The sequence below is a fragment of the Malaciobacter mytili LMG 24559 genome (genome assembly GCF_003346775.1).
Classification (GTDB): domain Bacteria; phylum Campylobacterota; class Campylobacteria; order Campylobacterales; family Arcobacteraceae; genus Malaciobacter; species Malaciobacter mytili.
Window position 1 is genome coordinate 1529372 of the sequence record NZ_CP031219.1, and the last position, 22632, is coordinate 1552003.

22 protein-coding genes are annotated in these 22632 nt (G+C 25.5%); 14 read left to right on the forward strand and 8 right to left on the reverse strand.

What is annotated here, in order from left to right; genetic code table 11:
• Positions 1-2: 2 nt before the first annotated feature.
• Both AMYT_RS07745 and AMYT_RS07750 read right to left on the reverse strand, forming a co-directional pair.
• Positions 3-845: a sirohydrochlorin cobaltochelatase gene (locus AMYT_RS07745; RefSeq protein ID WP_114841979.1), complete on the reverse strand. Its 843-nt coding sequence runs from the start codon at positions 843-845 to the stop codon at positions 3-5.
• The gene (locus AMYT_RS07750) at positions 845-1525 is read right to left on the reverse strand and encodes an energy-coupling factor ABC transporter permease (RefSeq protein WP_114841980.1); all 681 of its coding nucleotides are present in this window, start codon (positions 1523-1525) and stop codon (positions 845-847) included. Before AMYT_RS07750 ends, AMYT_RS07745 begins: the two co-directional genes overlap by 1 nt.
• Before the next feature lie 273 nt (positions 1526-1798).
• Between AMYT_RS07750 and AMYT_RS07755 the strand changes: the two genes are divergently transcribed.
• From AMYT_RS07755 to AMYT_RS07790, 8 genes are read left to right on the forward strand one after another with little or no spacing between them, the layout of a single operon-like run.
• A complete protein-coding gene (locus AMYT_RS07755; protein WP_114841981.1) occupies positions 1799-3067 on the forward strand; it encodes a cobyrinate a,c-diamide synthase in 1269 nt (422 codons plus the stop codon).
• Entirely contained in the window at positions 3057-3767 is a 711-nt protein-coding gene (locus tag AMYT_RS07760) for a precorrin-8X methylmutase (protein ID WP_114841982.1), read from the forward strand. The genes AMYT_RS07755 and AMYT_RS07760 overlap by 11 nt, the downstream gene beginning before the upstream one ends.
• A complete protein-coding gene (locus AMYT_RS07765) occupies positions 3745-4218 on the forward strand; it encodes a hypothetical protein (RefSeq protein ID WP_114841983.1) in 474 nt (157 codons plus the stop codon). Before AMYT_RS07760 ends, AMYT_RS07765 begins: the two co-directional genes overlap by 23 nt.
• Positions 4218-5234 (forward strand): cobalt-precorrin-5B (C(1))-methyltransferase CbiD, encoded by a 1017-nt coding sequence (gene cbiD, locus AMYT_RS07770; RefSeq protein WP_114841984.1) that lies wholly within the window; start codon positions 4218-4220, stop codon positions 5232-5234. Before AMYT_RS07765 ends, cbiD begins: the two co-directional genes overlap by 1 nt.
• Positions 5228-6397: a precorrin-6Y C5,15-methyltransferase (decarboxylating) subunit CbiT gene (cbiT, locus tag AMYT_RS07775; RefSeq protein ID WP_114841985.1), complete on the forward strand. Its 1170-nt coding sequence runs from the start codon at positions 5228-5230 to the stop codon at positions 6395-6397. The genes cbiD and cbiT overlap by 7 nt, the downstream gene beginning before the upstream one ends.
• Before the next feature lie 13 nt (positions 6398-6410).
• Complete coding sequence (locus AMYT_RS07780) at positions 6411-7157, forward strand: cobalt-precorrin-4/precorrin-4 C(11)-methyltransferase (protein WP_114841986.1); 747 nt, start codon at positions 6411-6413, stop codon at positions 7155-7157.
• Positions 7150-8166, forward strand: a complete 1017-nt coding sequence (locus AMYT_RS07785) for a cobalt-precorrin 5A hydrolase (RefSeq protein ID WP_228197846.1) — start codon at positions 7150-7152, stop codon at positions 8164-8166. The genes AMYT_RS07780 and AMYT_RS07785 overlap by 8 nt, the downstream gene beginning before the upstream one ends.
• A complete protein-coding gene (locus AMYT_RS07790; RefSeq protein ID WP_114841988.1) occupies positions 8167-8955 on the forward strand; it encodes a precorrin-3B C(17)-methyltransferase in 789 nt (262 codons plus the stop codon).
• A gap of 12 nt (positions 8956-8967) precedes the next feature.
• On the opposite strand, the gene AMYT_RS07795 is transcribed toward AMYT_RS07790, so the two are convergent.
• Genes AMYT_RS07795 through AMYT_RS07820 form a run of 6 tightly spaced genes read right to left on the reverse strand, consistent with a single transcriptional unit; the run spans position 8968 to position 13227 of the window.
• Positions 8968-9678: a sulfite exporter TauE/SafE family protein gene (locus AMYT_RS07795; RefSeq protein WP_114841989.1), complete on the reverse strand. Its 711-nt coding sequence runs from the start codon at positions 9676-9678 to the stop codon at positions 8968-8970.
• Positions 9678-10181, reverse strand: a complete 504-nt coding sequence (locus tag AMYT_RS07800) for a hypothetical protein (RefSeq protein ID WP_114841990.1) — start codon at positions 10179-10181, stop codon at positions 9678-9680. Before AMYT_RS07800 ends, AMYT_RS07795 begins: the two co-directional genes overlap by 1 nt.
• On the reverse strand, positions 10181-11149 hold the full coding sequence (locus AMYT_RS07805; protein WP_114841991.1) for a hypothetical protein: 969 nt from the start codon (positions 11147-11149) through the stop codon (positions 10181-10183). Before AMYT_RS07805 ends, AMYT_RS07800 begins: the two co-directional genes overlap by 1 nt.
• Complete coding sequence (locus tag AMYT_RS07810; protein WP_114841992.1) at positions 11149-11817, reverse strand: ABC transporter ATP-binding protein; 669 nt, start codon at positions 11815-11817, stop codon at positions 11149-11151. Before AMYT_RS07810 ends, AMYT_RS07805 begins: the two co-directional genes overlap by 1 nt.
• The gene (locus AMYT_RS07815; RefSeq protein ID WP_114841993.1) at positions 11814-12992 is read right to left on the reverse strand and encodes an ABC transporter permease; all 1179 of its coding nucleotides are present in this window, start codon (positions 12990-12992) and stop codon (positions 11814-11816) included. The genes AMYT_RS07810 and AMYT_RS07815 overlap by 4 nt, the downstream gene beginning before the upstream one ends.
• Positions 12982-13227 carry a hypothetical protein gene (locus AMYT_RS07820; RefSeq protein ID WP_114841994.1) on the reverse strand — a complete coding sequence of 82 codons (246 nt, stop codon included), beginning with the start codon at positions 13225-13227 and terminating at the stop codon, positions 12982-12984. Before AMYT_RS07820 ends, AMYT_RS07815 begins: the two co-directional genes overlap by 11 nt.
• Before the next feature lie 228 nt (positions 13228-13455).
• Between AMYT_RS07820 and AMYT_RS07825 the strand changes: the two genes are divergently transcribed.
• The 6 genes from AMYT_RS07825 to AMYT_RS07850 all read left to right on the forward strand — a co-directional run bounded on the left by AMYT_RS07825 (position 13456) and on the right by AMYT_RS07850 (position 22626).
• Positions 13456-14079: an HAD family hydrolase gene (locus AMYT_RS07825; RefSeq protein ID WP_114841995.1), complete on the forward strand. Its 624-nt coding sequence runs from the start codon at positions 13456-13458 to the stop codon at positions 14077-14079.
• Positions 14080-14263: 184 nt separating this feature from the next.
• On the forward strand, positions 14264-16636 hold the full coding sequence (locus tag AMYT_RS07830) for a methyl-accepting chemotaxis protein (protein WP_114841996.1): 2373 nt from the start codon (positions 14264-14266) through the stop codon (positions 16634-16636).
• A gap of 23 nt (positions 16637-16659) precedes the next feature.
• The gene (locus AMYT_RS07835; protein ID WP_114841997.1) at positions 16660-18489 is read left to right on the forward strand and encodes a methyl-accepting chemotaxis protein; all 1830 of its coding nucleotides are present in this window, start codon (positions 16660-16662) and stop codon (positions 18487-18489) included.
• A gap of 12 nt (positions 18490-18501) precedes the next feature.
• A complete protein-coding gene (locus AMYT_RS07840) occupies positions 18502-19140 on the forward strand; it encodes a hypothetical protein (protein ID WP_114841998.1) in 639 nt (212 codons plus the stop codon).
• Positions 19127-20095 carry an HD-GYP domain-containing protein gene (locus AMYT_RS07845; RefSeq protein ID WP_114841999.1) on the forward strand — a complete coding sequence of 323 codons (969 nt, stop codon included), beginning with the start codon at positions 19127-19129 and terminating at the stop codon, positions 20093-20095. Before AMYT_RS07840 ends, AMYT_RS07845 begins: the two co-directional genes overlap by 14 nt.
• 275 nt (positions 20096-20370) lie before the next feature.
• Entirely contained in the window at positions 20371-22626 is a 2256-nt protein-coding gene (locus AMYT_RS07850) for a methyl-accepting chemotaxis protein (RefSeq protein ID WP_228197847.1), read from the forward strand.
• The last annotated feature ends 6 nt before the right edge of the window (positions 22627-22632 follow it).

Genomic DNA, 22632 nt, shown 5'->3' on the forward strand with positions numbered 1-22632 from the left:
CCTTAGTAAGTCATCTGTTTATGACTAATACCTAATATTTTAAAAGAGTCTTTTATATTATTAAGTATTATTTCTTGTGTTTTTTCTAATTCCAATAAATTAAAACTTTCACTATTAGTTAAAGAAGGAGCAATAAATGCTTCAAAACATTCACTTAAATCCTCTTTTATCTCAAACATATCTTTTATATAATGATTTCCACTAACCAAAAGTAAAGGAACTACTTGAACTTTTTTAAAGCCTTTTTCTTTTATTTTTGTTTTTATAGCTTCATTTATGTGAAAATAAGGAAAAGAACCTTCTAGTGAACATGTAAAATTTCTTTTATCTATTAATTCTAAAAAAGAACTTGTATAATTAATAGAATCAATTCCTATTGTATTTAATTTTGGTGTACCATGAATAACATATAAATTTGCAGTATCTTCTTTTGATACTTGTTCATTTAATTGTTTTAAATATACTGTGGTATCTTTTGTAGTAGTTAAAATAGCATTTGTTATACCAATATTTGCCATAGAAAAATATTTAAAACCATCTACAATTTTCTTTAAAAATTCATGTTCATCTGTTGGATAAATATTAACAGAAACCACAACCACATGTTTATACCCTTGCATATCCACATCTGCAAGAGTTTGTGGAAGATTTTTATAAATCTCTTTTTTTTGTTTTTTTAATAGTTTAATAACCATTCTTGAAGAAAAAGAGGTAAAAACTTCACAATCAGGGTATGCCTCTTTTACTTTTTCTTCTAAATCTAAATATTTTTGTTGTTCAATTACTGAACCAAAACAAGCAAGAACAATTGCTCTTTTTCTATTATAATGCCTAAATCTTTTCATTATTTTGCACTATTATAAAGTCTTGCTTCAACATAAGAACTTGATTTTAAACTATTTAATGTTTTTGCCCCAGCAAGTACTGCTAAATCAATAAATGGCTCTAAAATTACAACACTCATATATGCAATACCAAAATTAACTACTGAAGTTAAGTTCTCAACTGCAAAACCTTGCCCATAAAGTGCCCAAAAAGCAACCCATGATACAATTCCCCCTTGATACATTAAAGATAATTTTAAAGCATCAGTATATTTTATATCTTTATATGCAATATTTTTTGGAATAATTTTTAAAGCCACATAACTCATAGCAAATAAAGGCATAAGTAGTGTAGTAACATTTATACTATATTGTGGTAAATCAAAAGGAGCAAAAAATAACCCTTGAATTAATAAACCAAAAGCTAAACCAAAAGCTGTAGGGGCAACACCAAAAATTAAAAATAGAGTTGAACCTAAGATTAGGTGAACTTCAGATACACCAACAGGATGATGAGGAAAAACTTCAAAAAACATAAATACTAAAATAGTTGCAATAAATGTTTTTACAAACATAGCAATAGCACCACTTTGTTTTATATTTTCAACTGCTAATTTTGCTGCAATACCAAATGAAACTGCTGCTGTTCCATAACTTAAAACCATTTTTGCGCCATGCACAATACCTGCTTCAATATGCATAGGTAATCCTTTATTATTTAATGTAAGACTAAATTTAATTGTTTAAAAAATTGTTTAAAATTGTAATAAAATAGAAGTTTGTGGGGGATCTAAAGAGTTTATTTTGTTTTCATAAGCTCTTTTGTGGTATAAAGTATTATTAGTTTCATTAGTAGATAACTTATTAATTGTCGAATACATCGCAATTATTGACAATTTAAAGTAACGCTTTTTATACCCTCTAAGATTTTTCATAGCTAAATTATAGCTAAAAAAAATTATAAAGAGGTAAAATTGAATTCTATTTTAATATCTGCAATAGCTTCCAATCAAGGGAAGACTTTATTAACTACTGCATTATTATATCACTACAAAAATAGTGTAAGACCTTTTAAAATTGGTCCAGATTATATTGACCCTCAATTTCATAAAAAAATCTGTAATATAGACTCTATAAATCTTGATACTTTTATAATGAATGAACAACAAGTCTTATGGCTATTTAATCACTATTCAAATAAAAAATTCTCTATACTTGAAGGTGTGATGGGCTTTTATGATGGTATGAATATGGGTTGCTCTGCTTATAATATTGGAAAACTATTAAATATTCCTACTATTTTAATCTTAGATGGTAGTGGCTCATATATAACAATTAGTGCCGTTTTAAAAGGTCTTAAAACTTATAAAGAAGATAACACTATAAAAGCTGTTGTCTTAAATAAACTCTCTTCTTCTATGCATTTTGAACTAATTAAAACTCAAATAGAAAGTGATTTTAATGATATTGAGGTTTTAGGTTGGATAAAAAAAGATTTAACTACTTTAAAAACAACTCATTTGGGTTTAGATTTAAACTCAATAAATAAACAAGTTTTAGAAGAACTTTCAAAAGAGGTTTTAGAAAATATAAATTTAAAAAAACTAGAAGAGCTTTCTTCTTATAAAAAAAAGACAGTTTTAGAATATCCTTTTAATAGTTTTTCTAAAATAGATAAAAAAGTAGCAATTATAAATGATGAAAATTTTTCTTTTTTATATTATGATAATTTTAAGTTTTTAGAAGAGCTATTTTTAGAAGTTGAAATTATTAATCCCTCAAAAGATGAAGAGATTTCAAAAGATACCCATTTAGTTTTTATTCCAGGAGGATATGTAGAAACACAAATAAACTATAATAGAATAAAAGATAAAAATAGATTTAAAAACTCTTTATTAACTCATATTAAAAATAAAAAATATGTTTATGCTGAGTGTGCGGGACTTTTATATTTAAGTAAAAGTGTAGATGATAAAAAGATGAGTGAAGTATTAGATGTGGAATTTACTTTAACAAATAAAAGAGTTAGACTTGGGTATTACTATAGTGAAAATGGACTAAAAGGTCATGCTTTTCATTATACAAAACCAAAAAGTCTAGATAATGCAATTGATATTTTAAGTAAAAAACCAAATATAAAAGGCCAAGAAGCAGCTTGGAGAAAACAGAATGTTTATGGAACTTATTTACATACAATGTTTAGAAATAATTTAACTATATTAAAGGATTACTTTGGAATTTAAAATTGAAGAACCACCAATTAATATTGGAGCAGATATTTCAGTAAAATCATTTGAAATGATTGAAGAAGAGTTAAAAGAGTATGAAAAAATAAAAGAGTTTGATAATGAACAAAAAGAGGTAATTAGCAGACTTATTCATACAACTACTTGTTTTGAAGAAGTATTAAATAATATTTACTTTTCAAAAGATGCTATAAAAAGAGTACAAGAACTACTTTTAAATAAAGCAAAAATTATTGTTGATGTAAATATGATAAAAGTTGGACTTAGTGATTTTTATTTAAAAAAGTATGAAAATGAAGTTGTTTGTTATATAAATGAACCTTTTACTTTTGAAATGGCAGAAAAAAATAAAACAACAAGAAGTTATGCAGCAGTAGTTGAAGCTATAAAAAGACATAAAAATGAACCAATGGTTTTAGCTTGTGGAAATGCACCTACTTTTATCTATGCTGCTATAAATACTTTATTAGAAGAAAAAGTTGATTTATCAAAAGTTGCTTTATTACTATTTCCTGTTGGCTTTGTAAATGTGGTAGAATCAAAAGCATATGGTAGAAAATTTTGTGATTTTTTTGATGTTGCAGGTATTATTATGCAAGGAAGATTTGGAAGTTCAACTATGAGTGTAGCAACTTTACATGCTATTTACAAACTAATAAAAGATTATGATAAAGATGAGAAATATAATGGAAAATAAAAAGCTTTACAATACTATGGGAAGTGAAGTAGCAGAAGGTTTTACTTGCAAACCTAAAAAATTTGATGCAAATAAACCTATTATGCATTTTAAAACTCAACTTTTTATTTGTGATGATGAAAGATGTGGGAAAGCACATAAAGATGAAAATATAGCTGCCACATTAAGAGAAGTAATAAAACAGTTAAATCTAGCAAAAGGTGAAGATAGGATTAAAATAGTTAGAACAGGCTGTTTTGGTGCATGCAGATTTAGAAGTGTTGCAAATATTTATGAAAATACAAGAATCAATGGAAATAGTAAAAACAATGGAATTTGGCTTAAAAATATTCATAGATATGATATTGAAAAATGGAAGAGACTTTTTAAAGCATTAAAAGAGAATATCTCTTTAGATGAAATAGAAGAGTTTGAACAAGTACCTATGAGTGATCCAAGTTTTTATAAATAATGAAAGAGTTAAGAAAAGGTTATACAACAGGTACACATACTGTTGCTGCATTTAGAAGTTGCTTAGATACTTTTTTAGCAATAAATGAGTCTTGTACAACAAAAACTAATAAAATAGATAATGATGATTTAGATGTAACAAAAGGGTGTGAGATAGTTGTATCTTTAGATTTTAATAAAGATAATTTTTTATTAAATCCTACTTTTCAAAAACCACAAACTTTTCAAAGTGGTTCTAATTATTTAGAAATTTATGCAGGATTAGGAGTTGGTGTAGTCACAAAAAAAGGACTTAAAATTCCCCCTTCATATCCTGCAATAAATCCAGCACCCCTTGAAGCAATAAAAGAATATTTTAAAATAAAGACAAAAAAAGTACAAAACTTGCATTTAAAATGTTGTATTAGTGTAACAAATGGTCAAGAAATAGCAAAACAGACAGCAAATAGCAAAGTTGGGGTGTTAGAAGGGATTTCCATACTGGGAACAACAGGAATTGTAAAGCCTGTTTCAAGTTCAGCTTATATTGATTCAGTGAAAACAGAAATTGAGTTTGCAATACAAAATGGATATAAAACTCTATATTTTACTTTAGGAAACTCAGCTTTTAATACAGCTTGCAAAAAAAGCGATAAAGAAGCTATTATTGAAATAGGAAATTTTGTATATGACTCTATAGAACTTGCTGTAAAATTAAAAGCAAAAGAAGTGATATTTTTATGTGGTATAGGAAAAATGACAAAGGTTTATCAAGGTTTTAAAAATACCCATAATAGATTTGGAGTAATAGATTTTTCTAAACTACAAGAAGATATAAAAAAGAATTTAAAATATGAAGTTGATATTGAAGCAACACTAACTGTAAAAGGTATCTCACAAGAGTTACAAAAAGTTGGTTTATTAGATGAGTTTTATAAAATGATTACAGAAGAATCAAATAAAAAAATAAAACAATGGTTTAATACTTCAAATGTAAAAGCCATAATATTAGAAGAAAAAGAGGTTTTAGGATGGTAACAATAGCTGGAAATGGAATGGGAGATTATGATTTTTCAAATTTGGAAATAGACTTTTGTAAATTTGATAAGATTATTTGTGATGTAAATTTTAAAGAAAACGCAAAAAATATCCTAAAACTAAAGTATAAAGAAGCAAAAGAGTATATTTTAAAAAACTATAAAAATGAAAATATTTTATATGTAGTTACAGGCTCACCTTTATTTTTTAGTGCAGGAACTATTTTAGCAAAAGCTTTACCTAAAGAGTATGTAAAACTTATAAATAATATCTCTTGTAAAACTTATTTACTTGAAAAATTATTTATTAGTGAAAATGATGTAGAAATAGTATCTTTACATGGAAAAAAAGATTTTGATTTATCAAAGTTTTTACAAAATACTTATACTTTTGTAGTTTGTGATAGTTTTTCTATACAAAGATTAAAAGAAGCACTTAAATACTTTAAAAGTGAGTTTATTAGTACAACTTTGGGTTATAAATTAGGCTTTAAAGATGAAATTATAAAAAATATAGAACTTTTATCTTTTGATGAAAACTCTTTAGATTTAACTGCACCTTTTGTGCTTTTAATAAAAAAAGAGTTTAACCCCACACCTTTAATAAGTGAAGATTGCGAATTTGAAACTCAAAGGGGAATGATTACCAAAAAATATAAAAGACAATTAACTTTGCAAAATCTTGATTTAAAACCAAATGATTTATTATGGGATATAGGAGCAGGAAGTGGAAGTTGCTCTATTGAAGCTTATAAAAGATATAAAGTAAAAACTACACTTTTTGAAAAAAATGAACAAAGAGTCGAGTTTATAAAACAAAATCTAACAAATCATTATGTGGTTGATACAAAATTATTTATTGGTGAAGCCCAAGAGTTTTTTGAAAAACTTGAAGAAAAACCAAATAAAATTTTCTTAGGTGGTGGTGGAGTTGAAGTTATAAAAAAACTTCCATTTTTATATGAGAAACTAGATGAAAATGGCATTATACTTATAAATGCAATTACACTTAAACACTTAAACTTAATGCTTACAACTTTAAATAATGCAAATATACAGTATGAAATACATTCTCTTTCATTAACAACATATAAAGGAAATTTAGATTTAGTAGAACCAGAAAGACAACTATTTCAAATAAAAATTAAAAAAGAAACTAAGTAAAGGATTTTAAAAGATGGTATATTTTGTAGGTGCTGGGTGTGGAGACCCCCAATTAGTAACAGTAAAAGCTCAAAAAATTTTACAAAATGCAGATGCAGTGCTTTATACAGGCTCTCTTGTACCCAAAGAAGTTTTATCTTGGTGTAAAGAAGAAGCAATTATACAAGATTCACAAAGTATGAAATATAAAGAAATTTTTGAATTTTTAAAAAAATATAAAGATAAAATAGTAGCAAGGGTACATACAGGTGACCCTTCAATTTACTCAACAATAGCAAAACAAATAGAGTTTTTGCAACAAGAAAATATAAAATATGAAGTAATTCCAGGAATTACCGCAGCTTTTGGAGCAGCTGCTAGTTTAGGAATAGAATATACAATTCCAGGAGTTTCACAAACTATTATTTTATCAAGAGTTGAAGGGAAAACTCCAAATCCAGAAAATTTAGAAAATATTTTAGCTTGTAAAAACTCTTCTTTGGTTTTTTATCTTTCAATTTTACTTTTAAAAAAATTAAAGAAAAAAGCTTTACAGATGGGATATAGTCCTGATACTCCTTGTTGGGTAGTAGAAAAAGCAACTTGGAATGATGAAGCGATTTATAAAGGAACTATTAGTGATATTGAACAAAAAGTTTCTCATATAAAAGGAGTAGCATTAATATTATTTGGAGATTTTTTAAAACAAGAAGAGACGCAAGAATCACATTTATATGTAAAACCTTTGCAAAAAGAGTTAAAAGGAAATGATATTGAGTAAATTAAAAATAGCAATTGTTTCTATAAATCAACCAAGTTTAGACTCAGCTTGTAAACTTTTAAACTATTTAGAAGAGTTTGAAGTGGATATTTATGCAAAAGAAGGGTTAAATCATAATTTAGACAAGCTAATAACTTATGAAAAAATAGATACAGTTTTAGAAGATGGATGGAAAAAATATGATGCATTTATTTGTATTTTAGCTATGGGGATAGTTGTAAGAAAAATTGCCCCACTATTACAAAGTAAAGCAAGCGATCCAGCAATTATAGTTATGAGTATGGATTTACTAAAAATAATTCCTTTATTAAGCGGTCATATTGGTGGAGCAAATGAGTTAAGTGAAATAATTGCTTCAAGAATAGAAGGTTGTATAAACTTTGTATCAACAGCAACAGACCAAACAAATACTTTTGCTTTTGATATTTTTGCTAAAAAAAACAATCTACAAATAGAAAATCTTCACTGTTTAGCAAAAATTTCAAACTCTTTATTAAATAAAAAAGAGGTTGAAGTAAAGACTTATGAAGGAATATTTAATCAAATTCCAAATAAAAGCAATTTAAAATTAGTAGAAACTCAAAGTAGTGAATTATGCGTAAATATCACTCCTTTTAGTGATGAGAATCTAACTTTAAAACCAAAGGTTTACTTAGGAATTGGTTGTAATAAAGCAACAATACTAGAAGAAATAGAAGAGGCTTTTTTACAATTTTTAGAAAAATATAATTTAAAACTAGAACAAATAGCAAATATAGCCTCTTTTAAAGCCAAAGAGAATGAACAAGGGCTTTTAAACTTTGCTTTAAAATATAACTTTGAAATAAAGTTTTTTAATGAAGAAGAGATAAACTCTTTGCAAAAAGAGTTTTCAACTTCACAAGCAACAAAGTTTTTTAATATAAAAGGTGTAGCAGAACCTTCATCTATTTTAGTTTCAAAATATAAAGAATTAATTATAAAAAAAGAAGTTTTCAATAAAAAAATTACAATAGCAGGAGCAGTATAAATGGCAAAAAGATTATATATCGTAAGTTCAGGTGCAGGTGGAACAAGTTATATTACACCAGAAGCAAAAAAAGCAATAGAGAATAGTGAAGTAATAGTAGCATATAGTAAATATGCAAGGGAATTAAAAGAGTTAATAGAAGGAAAAGAGATTTTTACTTCAGGGATGACACATGAAATAGAAAGATGTAACCAAGCAATACAGTATGCAAAAGAAGGTAAAACAACTTCAATTATCTCAAATGGAGATACAAATGTATATGGAATGGCAACACTTATAGTTGAAATTATGGATGAAAAAAACTTATGGGATGAAATAGAACTTATCTCTCTTCCAGGGGTTACTTCATTTTTAGCAGCAGCAAGTAAAGTAGGAGCACCTGTATCTCAAGATTTTGCTATTATCTCTTTATCTGATAGATTAACAGATATAAATTTAATTGATAAAAGAGTAAAAGCAGCTTTAGATTGTGATTTTATTATGGGAATATATAATCCAAAATCTAAAAAAAGAATTAAACCATATGAAAATTTCTTAAAAGCTTTAGAAAATGGTTATGAAAATAGAATTGCAATAATAGCTACTCATGTGGGAAGAGAAGAAAAAGAGAAAATTACAATAACAACTGCACAAGATTTAATTACACAAGGTATTGAGCACGAAGCAGTATGTATGTCAACATTGATTATTATTTGTAACTCAAATACAAAACTTACTAAAAATGGTTTGGTTTTAACACCAAGGGGTTATTTAAATAAATATGATTTACAAGGAGAGATAAAAGCTTAAAGCTTTTATCTTTTAAATATGACAACTTAAGATAGTTTTATTTGGATCTACTATATATTCATACCCTAAATAAGCTATATAAACTCCAAATCCTATTACTACTAATGAAGCGATTTTTATAATAGTGCTTCTTAAAGCAGTTTGTTTAAAAATAGAGACAAAAAAACCTAAAGAAAAAAGTGCAGGTAAAGTACTTAATCCAAAAATTAACATTACAAAAGCACCCCATAAAGGACTTCCTGTACTAGCAGCAGTTATCGCAAAAACATATACAAAACCACAAGGTAAAAGTCCATTTAACATTCCAAGTAAATAAAAACTTAATAAAGAATCAGAACCTATTAAAGCTTTAAAACTTTTTTGATACCAAGGCGATTTTGAAACCGAGTGTTCTAAGTTTGTTAGAAATTTAATTTTACCACTTAAAGAAAGTCCTACTAAAACCATAAGAGTTCCTGTAGTTAAAAGCAAAATACCACTTGTAAAATTATCAAAAGTAACTACTCCACCCACATATCCAAAAATAAATCCTAATATTACATAAGTAGTGATTCTTCCAAAAGAGTAAAGAATATGAGAAAGAGCTTGAAGTTGCTTACTCCAACCACTTTTAACTTTTGTACTTGAATAAGCAACCACAATTCCACCACACATTCCAACACAGTGTCCAAAGGAACCTAAAAAAGCTATTGTAATAATTGTTATAATACTAACTGTTTCCATTATTTACCTAATAGTTTTTGTTTTACATAAGGATCTGTTAAATTTTCACCTCTTTGCATATATAAAATCACTTGATTAAAGTCTATAAACCCCTCTTGTTTAGCTTCATATGCTCCAAAACCATAAGACATAGGAGTTTTTGCAATTCTACTATACCAAGCAGTTTTTCCATCTATATACTTATTTGTATCATGTGAATATACCCAAATAACAGCTTGTTCTTTAAAATCAATTTTTTCTAACCATAAAACCATACAACCAACATCATCAAAAAACCAAGTTTTACCCTCAGGAGAGATAACCTGAGCTGAATTTTCCTTTGAAGTAATTGTCATACCACATTGTGTATCTTGAAAATGGTTTAAAGTAATATCCACAGGAACTTTTGCATTATTTCCCGTATGAATAACAACCATCTTTTTTTGATTTGACATTGATAAAAAGATTGTTATAACTATTGCAATTACGATAAATATCATAACTATTGGTATAAGTTTTTTCATTATAAAAATACTCCATTTTTTAAATAATATATTACTACATATAAAGTGCAGATAAAAACAAAGATTGTATTAAATATTGTAGAATATTTAAAAGTATAAGCCAACTGTTTTTTAAGTAGAAATTTTAGCACAAAGGAACTTATTGCATAAAATACTCCTAAAAATAACATTGACCATAATAAATATCCTATATAGTAATACTCTTTTTGAAGCATACAAAAAGGACACTTATGTGTAGGTAATTGATAAATATATGTTCCAAAAAACTCCACAACAGATATATAAGCAAGATATAAAAAGATAATATTTACAATAAAAGTAATAAAGGCTTGTTTTGAAATATTTGCCATAATTATTAAAAGATAAAATAAATAAAAAAGTATTATAAGTTTTGTTGTATCTAAACCAAAAGGTAAAGAGTTACTTCCTTGTACTCCAAAGATAACAGAACAACATAAAACTATCTGCTCTAAAGAGATATTTGTAAAATATAAAATATCTAAAATATACTCAATTGCCACAAGAATAAAAATAAATATAAAAAAATATAACTTTGTTTTTATATAAGGATAATCTTTTTGTTTTAAATCTTCATTATTTATAATAATCCATATTGAGTTAAAAAATACAATAAATATCTTTAAGGCTAAAAGTTTTACTCCATATTCATTTGCACTAATTACTCCAGCAGCACACATAGCCCCTGGAACTATATTTGATAGATTATCTATAACATAAGCAAAATAGGGAATAAGCGCTATTTTTACCACTAAAGCAAAAAAGATTATAAGCATTACTAAATAGGATTTTTTTTCTAATTTATACTGTTTTGGTAAAGTTGAGTTAAAATTCCAGTTTTTTAAAATATCAAATACCCAAAAAATAGCAAAAAACTGAAGAACTACTAGGATAGTTTGAGAAACTAAATAGATTATAACTTCATTTGAAAGTAAAACTTCATTAAACATTAGATAAGTTTTCCATTTTGCATATTTATTACTTTTGAAATCACCCTACTTTGCTCAAAAATAGAGTCATGTGTAGCAATAACTACAGTTTTTCCTAAAGCTTTAAAACTCTCTAAAGCTTCTAAAAATTTCAAAGAATTATCTTTATCCAAATTGGCAGTTGGTTCATCAAAAAGTAAAATATTTGCATCACAAACTAAAGCTCTTGCTATTGCTACTCTTTGTTTTTCTCCACCACTTAAATTTGAAACTAATTCCTCTTTTTTATGTACTATATTTGCAATTTCCAAAGCTTTTAAAACTTTTTGCTCTATTTGTTTTGTATTTAGATTTTGTACAATTAAAGGAGTCATCACATTTTGATAAACATTTAGTGAAGATATAAGATTAAAGTCTTGAAAAACATACCCTATTTTTTTATTTCTAAAAAAAGAAGCATGCAAATCAGGAAGTTTTGCTATATGTTCATTATCTACTATTATATCCCCACTTGTAGGTTTTTGTAAGCTTGATATTATTGATAATAAAGTTGATTTTCCACTTCCACTTATACCTTTTAAAAGTACAATTTCCTCTTTTTTTATCTCTAAATTTATATCTTGTAAAGCTATAAACTCATTTTTTTTATTTTGATTAAAAATTTTATAAAGGTTTTTAATTTTTATCATTTTATACTCTTTATTACATCAATTGTTGCTATTTTCCAAACAGGAAATAAAACCACACATAAAAAAGGCACTATATAAAAAATAAATAGTGTAATTATAGAACCAATTGAAATATAAGGTGTAAGTTCATAAGAGATTTCTAAATTTGAATAGCCTAAAAAAATATTTATTAAAAATGGTGCTTTTGCTATAAAAATATATAAAAAAGCTAAAATTACTCCAAAACTAAAAGAGAAAAAAGCAACTAAAAAGTTTTCAAATACTTTTAATTTTAAAATATCTTTTATACTCCATCCCACTGCTTTTAGTATGGCTATTTCTTTTTTATCACTTGAATTTATCATTGAATATCTTTGATAAAGTACAAGTAAAAAAGTTATAATTGATACAATATATAAAATTAGAAAAATACCTGTTTTATAACTAAAAAGATTTAAATAGTAAGATTTTATCTCATCTTTTGAAATAACTCTTAAATTATCCTCTTTTAAAATCAATTCAACTTTAGCATTTGGTCTTTCTAAGTCATTTGGAACATTTAAAGCAATATCTGTAGCTTTATATTCACCAACACCTAAAATAATCTTAGCCAACTCTTTTGGCATAATAATCATATCATTTGAAAGTAAAGAAGTAGTATCATCTAAACTATCATAAATTTCAATTTCAAGTGATTCATTTAAAGGTGTAGTAAAAATATAACTTTTAAAATATTTATATTTATCAAAAAGTTTTTTAACTCCACTCCCAATAATCATATACTCTTTTTCTAAAAACTTTTCCATATTAAGTTTTTTTGTTAAAGAGAGTAGAGTTTTACTATTTTGCTCTTCAAAAAAATCCACACCAACAATAGTAAAACTCTGCTTTAAAGGTTTAAAATAGTATTTCCCATAAACTCTAGTTGTTACATTACTAACACCTAAAACTGACTCTATTTTTTCAACCATTGAAATATCAATATCCACAACCTGCCCTGCTTTCATCTTTTGCACAATAAAATCAGGTTGTGAATTAATAGTAGCTAAAATATCTTTTGAAATAGAATTGGAAATAAACATCACTGAAGTTAAAATAAAAACTAAAAGCGTTGAAATTATAAAAATAGCAATATGCTTGCTTCTGTGGGTAAAAAGTAATAAAAATAAAAAATTATAAAAAGATTTATTTAGCATAGATAAAATCCATATGGTTAGTATTTTTATGAAATAAAAAAGCTCTATTTTGAAGTTGTGTATTATTTTCGTTATAACCATTTGAAAAAGAGATATTTAAACTCTTTGTAGAAATAACTAAATTATTTAATTTTATATATTTTTCTTGTTTATTATAGCTATATGAATAATAAAAAATAAAAAGAAAGCTTATAAAAATTGTAAAAAATATCGTAAAAAAAGTTTTTAAAATCATTGTAATATATTATTTAAAGTTTAGTAAAAAAAAGCTTCACTTTCTAAGTGAAGCTAACCTGATATATAAAAAATTCGCAAGATTTAAAATTAGTTAGGAGACTTTGAACCTTGACTTATAGCAAAATTATAATTTCTATTTGTTAAGTATGTGTTAATTTTATTTTTTAACCTAGATTTTGTACAGAAAATCTTATAATAAGTTAAATTTTTTTAAAGAGACTATAAAATGAGATTAATTATGTTTGATATGGATGGAACTTTAGTAAATAGTTCTAAAGCCATTACAAATACTATAAACTATGTAAGAGAAAATATAGGATTAACAAGACTTGAAGATAAATTTATCTTAGAAAAAGTAAATGATCCAAGTATTAACTCAGCAGAATTTTTTTATGGAACACCTGATTTTACAGATGAACAAGTATTTTTATTTGAAGAGTATTATAATGAACATTGTTTAACAGATTTAGAACTATATGATGGTATAGCAAAACTAATTGATGATTTAAAAAGTGATTTTGTTTTAGCTGTTGCAACAAATGCAAACTCACAATATGCAAAAAAGATGTTAGACCATGTGGGAATAGGAAGTTATTTCCCTACTATTTTAGGCTATGATAGTGTAGTAAATCCAAAACCACATCCTGAAATGGTAAATAAAATTTTAGATAAACATAATATATTAAATATAAATGCTCAACTTATTGGAGATAGTCATAAAGATATTATGGCTGCAACTAAAGCTGGTGTTGATTCTGTTTTAGTAAATTGGGGTTTTACTGACCATAAAGAAGATGCAATAGAGACTATACAAGAGCTAGAATATCGTATTCAACAAAAGTTTAGATAAAAATTTTTTATCTAAACTTCTACTTTAACTTAAAAATAAAAACTAATCAAAAATAATTATTATTTTTTCTTTTGAAACACAAAATGATACTTTTCTGATACCTTCTTTATATATAATCCAAAAAAAATTTTAACACTTTTAGATTATTTATCTAAAAGTCATCTTTTGGGAGGGATTAAGATATATGAATTATCTGAAAAAATCAGTAATTAGGAAAATAGTTTTTGTATCTATTATTTCAATAATAATATCAATGAGTATATTAACTTATTTAATAGTAGATAATACATTTAAAGCAATGAAAGAGAGCAATGAAAATACAATTTATAAAGAGATTTCTTTATTAATAGAAAATATTAATACTTTTAATAAAGTAGCTAAAACAGATGCAACAAAAATGGGTGATATATTTGTTGATATGTTAGGTGAAATAGAAGTTGATAAAAATGAAAAAGTTATAGTTGGAAATATAAACACACCAATTATTACTATTAATAAAGAAATTCTAAATCTTAACTTTAAACTTGTTGATAAATTTACTGAAATTACAAAAGGTTCAGTTGCAACAATATTTGTTAGAGATGGTGATGAATTTATAAGAATTAGCACTAGTTTAAAAAAAGAAGATGGAACTAGAGCTATAGGTACTAAATTAAATAAAAATCATCCTGGATATAAAAATGTAATAGAAGGAAAAGAGTATTTAGGAAAAGCTACTTTATTTGGAAAAAATTATATGACTAAATATATTCCAATTAAAAAAGATGGCGAAGTTATTGCCATAGCTTTTATAGGTTCTGATATTACAAATGATTTAAAAGAATTAACAGATACTATTAGTAGTAAACAAATTGGTCAAACAGGATATTACTATATTATAAATTCTAAAGAAGGTAATAAATATGCAGAATTTTTAGTACATCCAACATTAAAAGGAAAATCTGGATTAACTCTTACAGATGAAAAAGGATTTTCCTTTGTAAAAGAGATGTTAAAAAATAAAGATGGAATATTAAATTACTATTGGAAAGGCTTTGAAAAATTTGTAGTATATAAAAGTTTTGAAGAGTGGCATTGGTTAGTAGTTGGAGGAGTTGATTCTCACGAAATATTAGATAAAGCCAATAAAATTATGTATATGACAATTTTATTAGCAATTTTAACTTTAGTTTTTATTTCTTTTGCAATTTTTATTACTCTAAAAATTTCATTAGGCTCTTTAAATAAAATTAAAGATGGTTTACTTTCATTTTTTGATTATTTAAATAGAAAATCAGATACAGTTGAAAAAATAGCTGTAAATAGCGAAGATGAGTTTGGTATTATGGCAGCTGTTATAAATGAAAATATAGAAAAAACTCAAAAAAGTATTGAAGAAGATAGAAAACTTATTGATGAAACAATCACTGTTTTAGGAGAATTTGAGCAAGGAGATTTATGTCAAAGATTAAATCTTAGTGTTAATAATCCTGCTTTAATGGAATTAAAATCAGTATTAAATAAAATGGCAGATAATTTAGAAAATAATATTGACAATGTTTTAAATATCTTAGAACAATATAGTAACTATAACTACTTAAATAAAATACCTACTAAAGATTTAAAAGAGCATTTATTAAAACTTGCAAGTGGAGTAAATGAATTAGGAACTTCTATTACTTCAATGTTAATTGAAAATAAAGCAAATGGATTAACACTTGATGAAAGTTCTAATATATTATTAGAAAATGTTGATAAATTAAATGATAGTTCAACAGAAGCTGCTTCAAGTTTAGAAGAAACAGCAGCAGCCTTAGAAGAAATAACAAGTAATATTAGACATAATACAGAAAATATAGCAAAAATGGCTCAGTTTTCAAGTGAAGTTAATAAATCAGCAACACAAGGTGAAGCTTTAGCAAATCAAACAACAAATGCAATGGAAGATATAAATACTCAAGTAACAGCTATAAATGATGCAATTATAGTAATTGATCAAATTGCCTTTCAAACAAATATTTTATCACTTAATGCTGCTGTTGAAGCAGCAACTGCAGGAGAAGCTGGTAAAGGATTTGCAGTAGTTGCACAAGAAGTAAGAAATCTAGCTTCAAGAAGTGCAGAAGCAGCAAAAGAGATAAAAGCTTTAGTTGAAAATGCTACATTAAAAGCAAATGAAGGTAAAAATATTGCTTCAAATATGATAAATGGTTATAAACTATTAAATGAAAATATCTCTCATACTACAGGTCTTATTTCAGATATTGAAAATGCTTCAAAAGAACAACTATTAGGAATTGAGCAAATTAATGACGCTGTAAATCAACTAGACCAGCAAACTCAAAAAAATGCAATGGTTGCTTCTGAAGCACATGATATTGCTGTATTAACAGATGAAATTGCAAAATTAGTTGTAAGTAATGCAAATGCAAAAGAATTTGATGGGAAAAATAGTGTAAGAGCAAAAGAGATAAAAAGAAAAAACAACCATACATCTCAAATAAAAAATGAACCAGATAAAAAAATCAATTATCAAACATTTAAAGATAAAAATGAAGGAGAATGGGAGAGTTTTTAACTTAACTCTCCTTAAATATATAAATGATAGAAAAAATTCATAAGCTTAAAGTTGGTACAAAAATTATACTACCCATAATAATAATTCTTCTTTTTGGAAATATTTTTATGAATTATAGTTCTAGTTCAAAAATGGAAGAAGTAATAAAAACAAACTCTTTAGACTCAATGAATATGCTAACTGGTTCGATTTTTTTAACCCTTAGAAATGCTATGAATAGTGGTGATCCAGAGATAATTAAAAAAGCTGAAGAGGATAGTAGAGAGTTTATAAAAGGTTTAAAAACTTTAAATGTACATAAAAGTAAAAATACTATAGAGATGTACTCTCCCCAAGAAAAATTTACTACAGATGAAAAAGTTTTAGAAGTTTTCAATTCTAAAGAAGAGTTAGTTTTAAATAGATATGATGAAAATGCTTCTCATCTTATGAGAGTATTAAAACCAATGATTGCTTCAAATGAATGTCTTCTCTGCCATAATAATCAAAAAGTTGGTGATGTAATTGGGGTAATAGAACTAGAATTTAATTTAGACAATGCAGATAAAATGATAGAAGATTCTACTTTTTTTCTTTTTACTATTTCTATAATAATCATTGTAATTACTCTTATTTCTGTTTTAATTGTTGTAAAAAAAGTAACTTCTCCTTTAAAAATCTTACAAAAAGAGTTAAATATCTTCTTTGATTTTATTTTACAAAAAACTAATAATATAAAACCTTTTCAAGTTGATTCAAAAGATGAAATCGGTCAAATGGTAACTTCAATAAATAATAGTATTGAAGAGATTGTTATTGGCATAAAAAAAGACCAAGAAGCAATAGAAGAAATTTCTGATATTTGTAAAAAAGCTTCATTGGGAGAAATAAATGTACAAATTATGAAAAAAGCAAATAACCAATCAATCAATAATCTAATAACTATTATAAATAGTCTGCTTTCTGCTTTACAGTACAATGTTAGTAGAGTATTAATCACTTTAGAAAATTATAGTAAAGATGATTTTAAAGCAAGAATTACTTCAAAAGGTAAAACACAAGGTGAAATAAAAGTACTTTTTGAACAAGTAAATCATTTAGGTGAAACTTTAGTTAAATTAAGTAGTCAAAATTTAAAAAATGGTCTTGCTTTACAAAATAAAGCAGAAGAGTTTGCTTTAAATGTTAATACTTTAACACAATCATCAAATAATCAAAAAATCTCCCTAGAAGAAGCTTCAAAAAATTTAAATTTTGTTTTAAATAAAACAGATGAAACTACTTACAATGCTAAAAAGATGGAAGAATATGCAAAATCTATGATTAAAGTTTCTAAAGCAGGAGAAGAGCTTACAAATAAAACAACATATTCTATTGATGAAATAAGTGGAAAAGTTAATAATATAAGTGAAGCTGTAGAAATAATAGATCATATTGCATTTCAAACAAATATTCTAAGCTTAAATGCAGCAGTTGAAGCTGCAACTGCAGGTGAAGCAGGACGAGGATTTGCAGTAGTTGCACAAGAAGTAAGAAATCTAGCTTCAAGAAGTGCAGAAGCTGCAAAAGAGATAAAAAACTTAGTAGAAGATGCAATAAATCAGGCAAATATTGGGAAAAATATTGCTAATCAAATGAAAGATGAATATATTGTATTAAGTGAAAATATTCAACATACAACAGAACTTATAAATCAAGTAACAGAAGATTCAAAAGAACAAAATATAAATATAGCAAATATAAATTCTATGATTGAAGAGATTAATGAAGAAACAAAAAATAATGCCTTAATAGCTAATAAAACAAATCAAATAGCAATTGAAGCTAAAAATATTGCTGAAAGAATAGTTTTTGATGCTAGTGATAAAAAATAAGTTGGAGAAAATATGACTATTAAAGAATCTTGTAAAAATAGAATAAAACCCAAACTTTTAAGGGAAATGAAAACAGAAGCTTTACTGGTTTTTATAAGAACAACACTTGAAGAATTTTTTCTTCAAGTTGAACAAGGAAAGATAAAATTTACCCTTGGAACAAAACAAAACAATGAGATAATTGCATCAAATCTTAGAATTTTATTATCACACTTGCAAGAATGTGTGGTAAGTTCAGCATACTTAAGAAGTTTAATTGCCTCAGCTCCTAAAAATGCCATGCTAAAAGCAATTGCTAAAAAAGAAGAACCCTTAATGGTTTATTATGATAGTTTGGTAAAAGCTATTGAAGCAAATCTTGAAAATGGTCAAGAGTGGATGCCAGAACTTGTGGTAATTTGCCTACTTAGTGAGTGGATTATTGAAGAAGAAAAATCAACTTTTTTATATCCTTTTTTAATAGATATAAACTACTTAGAACTAATAGATATTTATGATAAATCAAAAGTAGATTTAGAAGAAAACAAAAGAAAAATTATAATGAATATGTATAAAGTATCTTCAAATCTAATAGAAAAACTAAAAAACTCAACTTATAAAATAAATACAAAAAGAATAAAAAAGAAAAGGAGAAAAAATGCAAGAAATTAAAACTTCAAAATTTTTCCCTATTGCAAAAGAGACTTTGAAATATGGCGAAAAATATCCATACAGTATTTATAGAAGAGTTGATGAAAGAATTTTTTCTTTACTTTTACAAAAAAATGAAATTTTTAAAAAAAGTACACAATGCTTTATGGTTGATGAAAACAATACTAAACTTTATGTAAAAGATGATGATAAACAATATTATCAATTATATATTCAAAATCATATAAGAGAGTTACTTGAAGATGAGAAGATTAATATAGATGTAAAAGCAACTTTTATAAAAGAAATCGCTTCTGAGACAATGAACGACCTATTTGAAAGTGATGTCAATTGTGAAAACCTATCAAAAATCAATAATATTATTGATACTACTGTAAAACTAATTTTAACAGAAAAAAATGCAATGTATTCTATGTTAAAAGTTACTTCATATGATTATTATACATATACACACTGTATTGATGTGGCAACATATGCTATTGGATTTGGAACTTATTTAAATTTATCAAAAGAGCAATTAGAACTCTTAGGGAGAGCAGCTATGCTTCATGATATAGGAAAGAAAAAAATTCCTCATAGTATTATTACAAAAAATGGAAAATTAACAAAAGAGGAGTTTGAAATAGTAAAAAGCCACCCTACTTTTAGTGTGGAAGTTCTAAAAGAAAGTGGTGAGTCAAATGAACTACTTTTAAAACTAATTGAACAACACCATGAAAAATGTGATGGAACAGGTTATCCTAAAGGCTTAAAAGAGCAAGAGATAGAAGTTTTAGCAAAAATTATCTCTGTTTGTGATGTTTTTAATGCTTTAACAACTAGACGAACATATAAAGATAGAATGAGTTCTTATGAAGCCTTTAAAATTATGAATAATGAGATGAAAAACCATTTATGCGCATTAACACTAAGAAACTTTATCTGTTTTATGGGTTGTAATAAGGATTTAACATAATATTAGATATTTTAATAATTATTATAATTTTAAGTTTAATATTTTCATTTCGTAAAAAAGCTTTTTTCAAGAAAAATAATAAAATTGAATTTTCAGATAGGCTTGAAAAAATAAGAAAACAGAAAGGTTGAAATAAATTATTGCTTTTTTATATTAGTAAAAATAATTTTTATTAATATATTTTAAAAATAAGTAAAAAGTGAGTTATAAATTAAACTTATTTTAATTGATAAAAGTTATCATTATTGAAATTTTTAAAAGGAGAATTTCAATTAATGAGAGATATATCAATAAAATTTAAACTTTTAATCTCTTTTCTTTTAATTAGTATACTTGTACTTACAATTATAAGTTACAGTATCTATGGTATTTCAAAAGCTGCAAAAGGTTTTAAACAGTTTCAAAGCATATCATTTACAAGTGATATTGCTGATAATATTCAAACAAGTATGTTACTTACTAGAATGAGTGTAAAAGAGTATTTATACAATAGTAAAGAATATAATATGAGTGAGTTTAATAAATACTATAAAACTAGCGAAGATTTAGCAAAACAATTAGCTTCAAATCTTTCAAATGAAAAAGAAAAAGCCTTAGTAAAATCGCTTTTAGAAAATATTGAAGTATATAAAATAAACTTTTTTGAACTAGTTGATTATGAAGATGAAAAAAATAGAATTATTGAAAATAATCTAGTAATTAATGGTGCAAAAATAGAAAAACTTTTAGATGAAATTACAACTATTACAGAAAATGAAAATCAATTAAAACAATCATTACAAACTACAAAAGCTACAAAAAATCTTTTAATGGGTAGATTTTTTGCTTTAAAATATGTCTCATCAAATAATAAAAATGACAATTTTAAAGTAATTAAAGAGTTTGAAAAACTAGAAAAAGAACTTAAGTTGTTAAATTTACAAAATGAAGATTTAAAAACTAAACAAAAACAAACTCTTTATTTAATTAATGAGTATAAAAAAGGTTTAAATAAACTAATTTTTATAATTGATAATAAAAATAGTTTTGTAAAAGAGTTACATAGAGTTGGACCTCAAATTGCCAATTTAGCAGTAGAAATAAAAAATGAATTATCAACTTCACACAATATATTAAAAGAACAAATAGAAAATACAAATAACTCTTTAACTTATACTATTGAAATTATTTCAGCAATTATTTTAAGTATTATTATTTTACTTGCTATATATATTCCTAAAAATATAAATCATCAAATTTTAGAGTTTCAAGAAGGATTATTAAACTTTTTTAAATATCTAAATAGACAAACAAATACCGCTGAACTTTTAAAAAACAGTTCTAAAACAGAAATAGGACTTATGTCAAAAGTTGTAAATGAGAATATCTTAAAAACTAAAGCTTCAATAGAAGAAGATAGAAAAATCATAAATGAGACAGTTCAAGTTTTAAGTGAGTTCCAGCAAGGTGATTTATGCCAAAGAATAACTACAAAAGTTTCAAATCCTGCACTTAATCAGTTAAAAGAAGTATTAAATAATATGGGAGAGACTTTAGAAAATAATATTGAAAATATATTAGAAGTATTAGAACAGTTTTCAAAGTATAACTACTTAAATAAAGTAAATACAACTGGAATAAAAAAACATTTGGAAAAACTTGCAAATGGAGTAAATGAATTAGGTACTTCTATTACTTCAATGTTAATTGAAAATAAAGCAAATGGTTTAACTTTAGAAAATAGCTCTTCTATATTACTTCAAAATGTAGATACTTTAAATACAAGTGCAAATGAAGCTGCCACTTCACTAGAACAAACAGCAGCAGCCTTAGAAGAGATTACAGGAAATATTACACTTACAACTAATAAAATTTTACAAATAGATAGTTTAACAAAAGAGCTTACAAACTCTACAAATATTGGAGAAAATTTAGCTATAAAAACTACTTCATCAATGGAAGATATAAATGCTCAAGTAACGGCTATAAATGAAGCAATTACAGTTATTGATCAAATTGCCTTTCAAACAAATATTTTATCACTAAATGCAGCTGTTGAAGCTGCAACTGCAGGTGAAGCTGGGCGTGGATTTTCTGTTGTAGCACAAGAGGTTAGAAACCTTGCTTCAAGAAGTGCACAAGCTGCAAAAGAGATTAAAGAGTTAGTGGAAAATGCAACAATTAAAGCAAATGAAGGTAAAAATATAGCTTCTGATATGATAAATGGATATAACTCTTTAAAACAAAATATCAATCAAGCAACAGAACTTATTTATGATGTTTCAAATGCAAGTAAAGAACAAAAAATTGGAATCCTTCAAATAAATGATGCAATAAATAATCTTGATACTCAAACACAAAAAAATGCAACTACTGCTACACAAACACAAGAAGTTGCTATAAATACCTTAACTATTGCAAAAAAGATAGTTGAAAATGCAAATTCTAAAGAGTTTAAAGATAAAGATATTGTAAAAGCAAAAGAGTTTAAAAATATACAAAAAAATATTGAAACTAAAATATTAGATGATAAAACTTGGGAAAGCTTTTAAAATATA

Coding starts and splice junctions, on each gene's coding strand:
- cbiD (WP_114841984.1), top strand. CDS start 4,218: ATGAAAGAGTTAAGAAAAGGTTATACAACAGGTACACATACTGTTGCT.
- AMYT_RS07815 (WP_114841993.1), bottom strand. CDS start 12,992: ATGCTAAATAAATCTTTTTATAATTTTTTATTTTTATTACTTTTTACC.
- AMYT_RS07800 (WP_114841990.1), bottom strand. CDS start 10,181: ATGAAAAAACTTATACCAATAGTTATGATATTTATCGTAATTGCAATA.
- AMYT_RS07750 (WP_114841980.1), bottom strand. CDS start 1,525: ATGCATATTGAAGCAGGTATTGTGCATGGCGCAAAAATGGTTTTAAGT.
- AMYT_RS07850 (WP_228197847.1), top strand. CDS start 20,371: ATGAGAGATATATCAATAAAATTTAAACTTTTAATCTCTTTTCTTTTA.
- AMYT_RS07830 (WP_114841996.1), top strand. CDS start 14,264: ATGAATTATCTGAAAAAATCAGTAATTAGGAAAATAGTTTTTGTATCT.
- AMYT_RS07820 (WP_114841994.1), bottom strand. CDS start 13,227: ATGATTTTAAAAACTTTTTTTACGATATTTTTTACAATTTTTATAAGC.
- AMYT_RS07805 (WP_114841991.1), bottom strand. CDS start 11,149: ATGTTTAATGAAGTTTTACTTTCAAATGAAGTTATAATCTATTTAGTT.
- AMYT_RS07765 (WP_114841983.1), top strand. CDS start 3,745: ATGAGAAATATAATGGAAAATAAAAAGCTTTACAATACTATGGGAAGT.
- AMYT_RS07780 (WP_114841986.1), top strand. CDS start 6,411: ATGGTATATTTTGTAGGTGCTGGGTGTGGAGACCCCCAATTAGTAACA.
- cbiT (WP_114841985.1), top strand. CDS start 5,228: ATGGTAACAATAGCTGGAAATGGAATGGGAGATTATGATTTTTCAAAT.
- AMYT_RS07840 (WP_114841998.1), top strand. CDS start 18,502: ATGACTATTAAAGAATCTTGTAAAAATAGAATAAAACCCAAACTTTTA.
- AMYT_RS07745 (WP_114841979.1), bottom strand. CDS start 845: ATGAAAAGATTTAGGCATTATAATAGAAAAAGAGCAATTGTTCTTGCT.
- AMYT_RS07835 (WP_114841997.1), top strand. CDS start 16,660: ATGATAGAAAAAATTCATAAGCTTAAAGTTGGTACAAAAATTATACTA.
- AMYT_RS07790 (WP_114841988.1), top strand. CDS start 8,167: ATGGCAAAAAGATTATATATCGTAAGTTCAGGTGCAGGTGGAACAAGT.
- AMYT_RS07825 (WP_114841995.1), top strand. CDS start 13,456: ATGAGATTAATTATGTTTGATATGGATGGAACTTTAGTAAATAGTTCT.
- AMYT_RS07795 (WP_114841989.1), bottom strand. CDS start 9,678: ATGGAAACAGTTAGTATTATAACAATTATTACAATAGCTTTTTTAGGT.
- AMYT_RS07845 (WP_114841999.1), top strand. CDS start 19,127: ATGCAAGAAATTAAAACTTCAAAATTTTTCCCTATTGCAAAAGAGACT.
- AMYT_RS07810 (WP_114841992.1), bottom strand. CDS start 11,817: ATGATAAAAATTAAAAACCTTTATAAAATTTTTAATCAAAATAAAAAA.